This window comes from Marisediminitalea alba (assembly GCF_002993365.1).
Taxonomy (GTDB): Bacteria; Pseudomonadota; Gammaproteobacteria; order Enterobacterales; family Alteromonadaceae; genus Alteromonas; species Alteromonas alba.
Genome location: NZ_PVNP01000208.1, coordinates 1 through 7,511, shown reverse-complemented (window position 1 = coordinate 7,511; position 7,511 = coordinate 1). Strand labels below are relative to the sequence as shown.

General features: G+C 43.3%; 6 protein-coding genes and 1 pseudogene. 5 read left to right on the top strand and 2 right to left on the bottom strand.

Annotated elements, in window-relative coordinates; translation table 11 throughout:
• A pseudogene (locus tag C6Y40_RS22725) lies at positions 1 to 354 on the bottom strand (IS21 family transposase); the annotation flags it as partial.
• Positions 355 to 799: 445 nt separating this feature from the next.
• On the opposite strand from C6Y40_RS22725, the gene C6Y40_RS22715 reads away from it, so the two are divergent.
• The 5 genes from C6Y40_RS22715 (at position 800) to C6Y40_RS22695 (ending at position 6,275) form a co-directional block, all read left to right on the top strand.
• The gene (locus tag C6Y40_RS22715; protein ID WP_061094527.1) at positions 800 to 2,209 is read left to right on the top strand and encodes a tyrosine-type recombinase/integrase; all 1,410 of its coding nucleotides are present in this window, start codon (positions 800 to 802) and stop codon (positions 2,207 to 2,209) included.
• Positions 2,210 to 2,213: 4 nt separating this feature from the next.
• Positions 2,214 to 3,047: a hypothetical protein gene (locus tag C6Y40_RS22710; protein ID WP_146129633.1), complete on the top strand. Its 834-nt coding sequence runs from the start codon at positions 2,214 to 2,216 to the stop codon at positions 3,045 to 3,047.
• A gap of 20 nt (positions 3,048 to 3,067) precedes the next feature.
• Positions 3,068 to 4,236, top strand: a protein-coding gene (locus tag C6Y40_RS22705; RefSeq protein WP_105936676.1) for an IS3 family transposase whose coding sequence is annotated in 2 segments (ribosomal slippage) — positions 3,068 to 3,320 and positions 3,320 to 4,236 — 1,170 coding nt in all. Because the reading frame shifts where the segments join, the coding sequence is not laid out codon by codon here.
• Positions 4,237 to 4,308: 72 nt separating this feature from the next.
• A complete protein-coding gene (locus tag C6Y40_RS22700; RefSeq protein ID WP_205664814.1) occupies positions 4,309 to 5,946 on the top strand; it encodes a hypothetical protein in 1,638 nt (545 codons plus the stop codon).
• A gap of 11 nt (positions 5,947 to 5,957) precedes the next feature.
• Entirely contained in the window at positions 5,958 to 6,275 is a 318-nt protein-coding gene (locus C6Y40_RS22695; protein ID WP_205664813.1) for a hypothetical protein, read from the top strand.
• 7 nt (positions 6,276 to 6,282) lie between these two features.
• Here C6Y40_RS22695 and C6Y40_RS22690 read toward each other — a convergent pair whose 3' ends face one another.
• Positions 6,283 to 7,404, bottom strand: coding sequence for an ISAs1 family transposase (locus C6Y40_RS22690; protein ID WP_105933256.1), 1,122 nt, complete (start codon positions 7,402 to 7,404; stop codon positions 6,283 to 6,285).
• Between the last annotated feature and the right edge of the window lie 107 nt (positions 7,405 to 7,511).

Genomic DNA, 7,511 nt, shown 5'->3' with positions numbered 1-7,511 from the left:
ATTGTCGCAAAACTGGCTGTAGCTATAGCAAGCATCAGGGTAATTAGCCTGATATTCCTCCCAGAGCAGCAGTTTAGTTACACCTTTACGCCGCAGTTCAATATCCATCAGGCCATAATCAGGTTTAATACGGCCCGCTTTCCTGTCAGGATAAAGTGACTGATGTAGCCATTGATCGGAGGCATGCTCAGGTAACGGCCAGCCACAATCCAGGGTTCTGAATTTACCGAGAATATCAGATATAGTGGCAGCCCCCACATTCAGTCTCCTGGCGATGTCCCGGTTACTGAGGTTTTCATCAAGCTTAAGATAGAGAACCGCTTTAACGCGTTCTATGTCAGTAGGTTTTGACATACTTGTTTCCTCTTTAAAATTAAAAGAAGTTAACAAGCATAAAAGACTGATCGGGTGGTGAAGAAAAAGTCTGTGATCGAATGACCGGAATAGAGTTGATCGGGCTAGCCAGAATCAGCGATCGAGAACATCAGAATACGCACGCTCTTTGTGAGCACGCAAAGCAATTGGGCGTCAAAAAATTTGGCCCCTACTACAAGGTTAAAAAACTGCTGGCACAGCACAATGCCGTGATCCGTTCTTCAAACTATGAACTTACAGTTGGGAAATACTTTAGACATCACATGTTGTAATGTTTCAGGTTGTATAAATTAGACGTCGAGATGAGGGGTGGTTACAATTTTTACTATTGGTTAAGAAATATCTTGAAAAAGTAGATGTATGAACGCGTAACCCCCTGGGGGAAGGCTTAGCAGTGTGAATAACGGATGATTTAGGTGTTAATGTGATTGAACAAAATAGGTCGTTTCCAGATGACTTCGGCTTTGACTATTGTCTTATGTGGATTAGTACGGAGAAATATCCCTCATTTATAAGTAGGCCACACCCTGACAGTGGCGAGATCATCCATGACGTTAGGGACAACTCAAAACCATTTGCTCATAAACTTCCAATTTTAATAGACCCCGATGGTATCAATGTGGTGCCAGTGAATCTATATCTTCACTCTTTGTTGGCAGATCCAGATATATCCTCCGATAAGACGATTCAATCCCATGCAGTTGCGTTATTGAGCTTCTATCGGTGGTTGAGCACGGAAATCCCCGAACATACACACCCAAGGACTGGCCTTCTGGTTGATGAAAAACCTCCGTTAACAATATATGACTGCACCGAGAAGGTAGAGGAAAGTCCAATCGTGAGATATCGAGACTATTTATTGGAAAACCTTTATACCAAGGATGAAACTGGAAAAGTCGGTGGTTCTCCAAGTACAGCCTCTAACTATGTTTTGAAAGTTGTCAATTACTTCATCTTCCTTCATCGCCAGCGGATCATTTCAATCAGCAAAACCTTTCGACCATTTGAGTTTAAGGCAAAGACTGTTCGCATAAGCAACAAAGGAAACAGAGCACAACATGAAATGCTCTCACATCTCAATCGCAGTCACAGTAAGGAAATTATTGTATACACCACAGGTCTCACTAGACCATTTAAGAACATAAAAAAACCTCAAGATGCTGATATTCGAGAGCTTAACCCACTTCGTGAAGATGAAAAACAAGAGCTTTATAAACACCTTGATATTGAAAATTCATCTGACACTAAAGCCCTAATGGTGTACTTAAAAACTGAAACGGGATTGAGATTGGAGGAATTAATAACATTTCCTGCCTCTGTCGTGGACAAGCCAAAAGCTAAAGTAGTTAAGGTGCAAATTGGTGAGAATATTAACGGTTGCTTAACCAAGTTCAAAAAAAACAGAACAATTGAAATCCCAGCCAGTGTCATGGATCTGTTGTACGAGTACAAGTTAAGTAAGGCGAGGAAGAAGGCTATTGAAAAAGGATTACTTCGCCATAACCACTTATTCGTTAAATCGAATGGCAATATCTACGCTCCAAACACCATTCAAAAGTATGTGGAAACTATCCGCAATGATTTGACACACTGTGGGCTTGATATTTATTTTGCCCCTCATGACTTACGAGCCACTTTCGCAACCGACTGGCTGTACAGCAAACATATGGAAACAGGTAAGCCCTTCGAGGCTTTGTTACAGGAGCTGGCTGATTTGATGGGGCATGAAAGCACCTCTACCACTCAAAAATACGTTAACTACATGAATGACAATAAAACATGGTTGGAATTCGCTCAGCGTAAAAATCAATTCGCACAACAATCGCTGAGGTGATGATATGGCAAAAAGTCGATTAGCAGCATCGAGAAATCAAAATAAATCACCCGCTCCGCCGATTACTAAGAAAAATGTTACTTCATTAGATTTGATCGTTGATATACGGCCAGAAGGGGTGCTAAACAGCACAAGACACAATTTTATTTATTGGTGTCATGAACAGTGTGATCCCAAAAAACCATTAGCTAAACCCTCTCGACTGGAAAGAATGCAAAAGCTAAAAAGATGGGTTGATCAAGAGAAGAAAAATGAAACCAATGCATGGTCTCTAGTAGTTAAATTAAGCGCCTTAAAGACTTACATTGCATTTTGCGACATTAAGAAGTTCGACCCTTTTAGTCAGGCTGGATATCTTTATTACGCTGGTAACTCAGGTGAGTTACGGCGCTTAGTTGACATTGCTAGTGAGCCTAAAAAATACCAATTTCAGTATCATAATGGTGAAGAGTTTGGTTTGTTGGAATCCTCAGCTCTTCAAAAAAAGATGAATCTCGACTCGATGCTTCCAGTGCTTGATTTTGATGTGTCAGACATGCAAGCCACGCTTAAGAGCTTTACTGGTGAGATAACAGATTTTGCTACACTACCTTATACATCAAGCGAATGGTATGCACTAGTTAGACGCACTCAGCTTCTCTTTTTCTCTTTGGTAACTCAACTTATTGCGTTTAAAGAAGAAAACCCCGAATCGCCCCCACCTCAATACCTAGAAAACATTGTGGTTGAAAGAATAGATAATCGTGACATCACGATTACACTTGGGAGAAAAAATGGTTCAGCTTCAGAAGGCTTAGTGACGTGCTCCAATAGATTCACACAGCCAGTTAAGGGATAATTATCTCAACTGGAGTGTATATGAAAACGCGAAAAAGCTATTCAAAAGAATTCAAACTGGACGCTGTTAGTCTGGTTACAGAACAAAATTACAAGATTGCTGAGGCTGCACGTAGTCTTGGTATTAGCGCGAATATGTTAGGCCGCTGGCTTAAAGAGCAAGAATCAGAAGGCGCTCACGCATTTCGTGGCAATGGCAAATTAACGCCGGAGCAGGAAGAAATCCGTCGGTTGAGAGAAGAAAATAAACGCCTGAAAATGGAGAAAGAGATCCTAAAAAAGGCGACGGTCTTCTTTGCCAAAGAAACCAAGTGAAATACGGTTTCATTACCCAACATAAGAAGACCTGGCCGATTAGTCTGATGTGTCAGGTTCTGGGAGTCAGTCGCCATAACTATTACAGTGCCGTGCGACGAAATGAACATCTTGAACCCGATCCACAACATGATGAGCTAATTGAATGGGTACAGAAAATAGCAGATGCCAGTGACTATACCTATGGCGTAAGACGAATGAAACGCGCGCTGAATTCGCTCGGTTATCCGGTTGGAAAACAGCGTACGAGAGCCTTGATGAAAGAAGCCGACGTGAGCGTTAGACGACGTAGAAAATACAAAGTAACGACCAACAGCAACCATCAGCAACCTGTATTCGATAACGTGCTGTCACGCGACTTTGATGCGCAAAAACCAGACCAGGCGTATGTCTCTGACATTACCTATATCTGGACGCAGGAAGGGTGGCTGTATCTGGCCGTTGTCATCGATCTGTTCTCACGCAAAGTCGTGGGTTGGAGTATGTCTTCACGGATGAATGCCCAGCTTGTGTGTGATGCCTTAACAATGGCTTTATGGCAACGTAAGCCCAAGGCTGGCCTGATACATCATTCGGATCGTGGTTCGCAATACGCGAGCCGACAATTTAGACAGCTACTGGCGCAGTACAAGGTAACAGGTAGCATGAGTAGGAAAGGTGATTGTTGGGACAATGCCGTTGTAGAGAGCTTCTTCGGCACATTAAAACAAGAGCGAGTGCAATGGCGTCATTACCAGAGCCGTCATGAAGCTCAGCAAGATATCCTGCAATACATCACTATGTTTTATAACAGCCAAAGAATGCACTCATATCTGGATTACAAAAGTCCAAACCAATATGAAGCTGACATGGCTAACTTAGGAAAAGCTGCTTAACTGGGTTGTGTGAATTTGCTTGACCACGTCATAGCGAGTCCTTTTAATCAATGCATGTCGGCAGCTTACACTTTGTTTGCCTATTACACTGCATTTAACGACACAGTGATTAGACAGGTTCGCCACCCCATTAAAATGGTTACGTCAAATAAAGATGGTCGGACATCAAAAGTTGCTCAAGTTCGCGCTTACAAAGGTCGTGCATCAAAGGACGTAAAAGCGTTATTTTCAGGCTTAGAAGAAAGCTCCCACCCCGAAGCCAAAGATGAGGAAGCTGGGTTTATTGTCGCTGACATCAATAAGCGCGACACTGTTGGAGAAACTGACGGAATTACCTTTCTTCGAGCACTCGAACTCCTCTCGAAAACCTACAGCGAAGACCCTTATGACACTCTGATATATTTCCTCAATAGCGAAGGTGATAAAGGCAAGGTTGATGTGTCTGGAGCTTCATTCCAATTATCAAAGAACCTAAATTTGCTTTCTGATAGCAGAGCTGAGTTGACCGACCATCTAGTAAAAACCTACGCCGACATTGTTAAAGATCAAAAGATGACCACGTTTAACAAGATTAAACGAGATGATGGTGTATACACGATGGAAGCAAAAGTCACCGTTCTTAAAAAGCAAGTTGTAACAATAAGAGCAATGCCTATTGCTTACGCTGCTCTTTCATGTATGACTGATGTTTCATTGCGGAACGCGCTTATACCGCTTAATTATTCAGAGAAAGATTCCGATGGAGCGATGACAGTTTCTTTCAAATATGCTGATGGCTCTAAAGGTGAGTTTATTGTTGCAGCTAAATACAAACCTTTTCTTCAATTGGTTGAGCGTTATGCTGCGAGCAGAAACCCTTTACCCAGAAAAAATTATGGTTTTGGTGGGGGGAGTTCAACAACCAAGCATCCATTCTTACTACCGCTGGGTGGTAAATATGTTACTTATCAGTGGTCAGAAGGTGAGGTTCCGATTCGCGAAGTTCTGTTAAAATTGTGTGGCATTGGTCGCGGTGATTACTTTATAAATATTACCGCCAGTAGGATTCGCACTACTCATTCTAACTTAGAGTATAAAGCTGAAGAAAAAGGGTGGACAGCCCGAAAAATTTTGCAGCACAATATTGAAACAACTGAAAGACATTACCCCAACGGCCACCCTGTCTCAAACAACAAGCAAATGTCACAAGGGATGATGGGGTTAGTCTACATAGCCCAGGGCAAGAGCCGCAGTGAAGCTATAGAATCGGTTAAGAAAGAATTGGAAATTCCCGTCTTAGAATACGATGTTTGGAAACAACGTAATGCTCCTACAAACCCCAATGGCATTAGCTGCGGCGGGGAAATTGATTTGCTGTCAGAGAAAGATTGGCATTATGCAGCACGCAAGTTCGCAGAAAAAAAAGGGATTATTGAAGAGGGTCAAGATATTACCTGCTATCAATACGATCTTTGCGTCTTTTGCAAAAGCGCCAAACTCGTTGATGACCCCTACGCTATTTATAAACTATTGAGCTTTCTCGATGCGTTAAGTGAAGCCATTGACCAATACCCAGAACGCGCTTCGGTAATTCAATTAAAGATAAATCGCTTTCAAGCTAACCTTGACGGCCTCCCATTAGAGACCGTTGAACAAGCTGAGGATTTGCTTGAAGAAAAAGGGCGTTATCCACTTTTCGACTCGTTATCTTCCATTACCCAATTTTTATAAGGGCTATATCTATGCTGTCTTTTGAAAACTCACAAGATATGGATTCAACCTTAGATACCATGCGTTTAATTGGTGATAGAGGCGACTATTTGCAACAGGAACTTCTCCCTGCGCTACTGCGAGGCGATTGGGAAGAGTTAGACAAAATGGTGGTCTATCAAGATCAAAAAAAGACCATCTTGTTTGGCGAGGATATATGGGCGTTTAGAAATTCTGACTACAAAGGGAGTGGGGTCACGAACTTGATTTTTAACATTGAGCCAGAGCAAGAAGAAAATGTCATTGTACTTCATCAAAAAGAGCGTCACATGCTCAGGGCAACCGCATGAGTGCTCACTAATTAATCATGCCACTAAAACCCGCAGTTAGCACAGCTTCCAGATAGCTGGCTTTCATCCAAGCCCGTTTTTGCTTGGCGGGTATGCTGCCTTTTGATGACTCTGCCCGCAACATGTTTAGCGCTAAATGGCGTAGCATCGACCAGTTTTCGGCACCGTGATTCTGGTGTATCTGGCAGTCGTCTTCACCCATGCTGACATCCAGTACCCAATGTAAGCTGTTCTCTACAGCCCAGTGGGAACGTACTGCTTCGGCTAGTTGCTTCTCACTTAATGGTGCGGAGCTGATATGGTAGCGATACGTCAGTTCAGGTGCTTTGCCTTGTTGTTGGCGGAAGCTCATGCTCATGCCAAGCGTCTTTAACTCAGGCCATTGCGGGAACGCTTTGCTCACCTCATCAGCACTTAACACATGGTATGTCCGGGCTTCTATGCGACCCCGCTTTTGCTCGAAGGTTAAGCCACCAAGTGGTGCTTCCCGTGTCTCAGTAAACGCATCCTCGACTGCTTTACAGAGCTTGCCCTGATTGCTTTTGAGTGTGAACAGGTAATCACCACCTTGCTCGACTATTTGCTCTGCGATGCTGGTCTGGCAGCCCATAGCATCAATTGATACCAAGGTGTCCTGAACATCAAGTAACTGAATAAGCTCAGGGATTGCTGTAATTTCGTTCGACTTCTCTGAGGTTTTAACCTGACCTAAAACGACTTTATTGGTGCAGGCAAACGCGTTGACCATGTGTATCGTTGATTGGCGGTCACCGCGCTGGTAGGAGCTTCGCAGCGTTTTACCGTCAATCGCAATCAATTGTCCTTCGGTGCTTTCATGTACAGCCTGCATCCAGTTGATAAAGCAAGCTCTAAACTGCTCTGGGTCGAGACGCGAAATGGTACGGGCAATAGTGTCATCAACGGGGACGCCATCGCGCAAGTAACCATGTTGCTGGAACCAGCCAATATGACCGTCGGCATAGTCCCGGATATCGCTCCACCCTTCGGCTCCAGCGACGACACCACATAAGGTGATAAACAAAATATCCTCAAGTGGATAGGTCACTTTTGCTGATTGACGCGTGTCAGATAATTCCCCAAAGTGGGTGGTGAAGGCTTCGATATACATGGTTTTACTCCCCAAAAAGAGAGTATAAGATCACGACTAAACCGGATCGTCAAACTGATCGTTTAGTTTCCTCCAACTGGTTAATAAATATTCACGATCTCACCCTG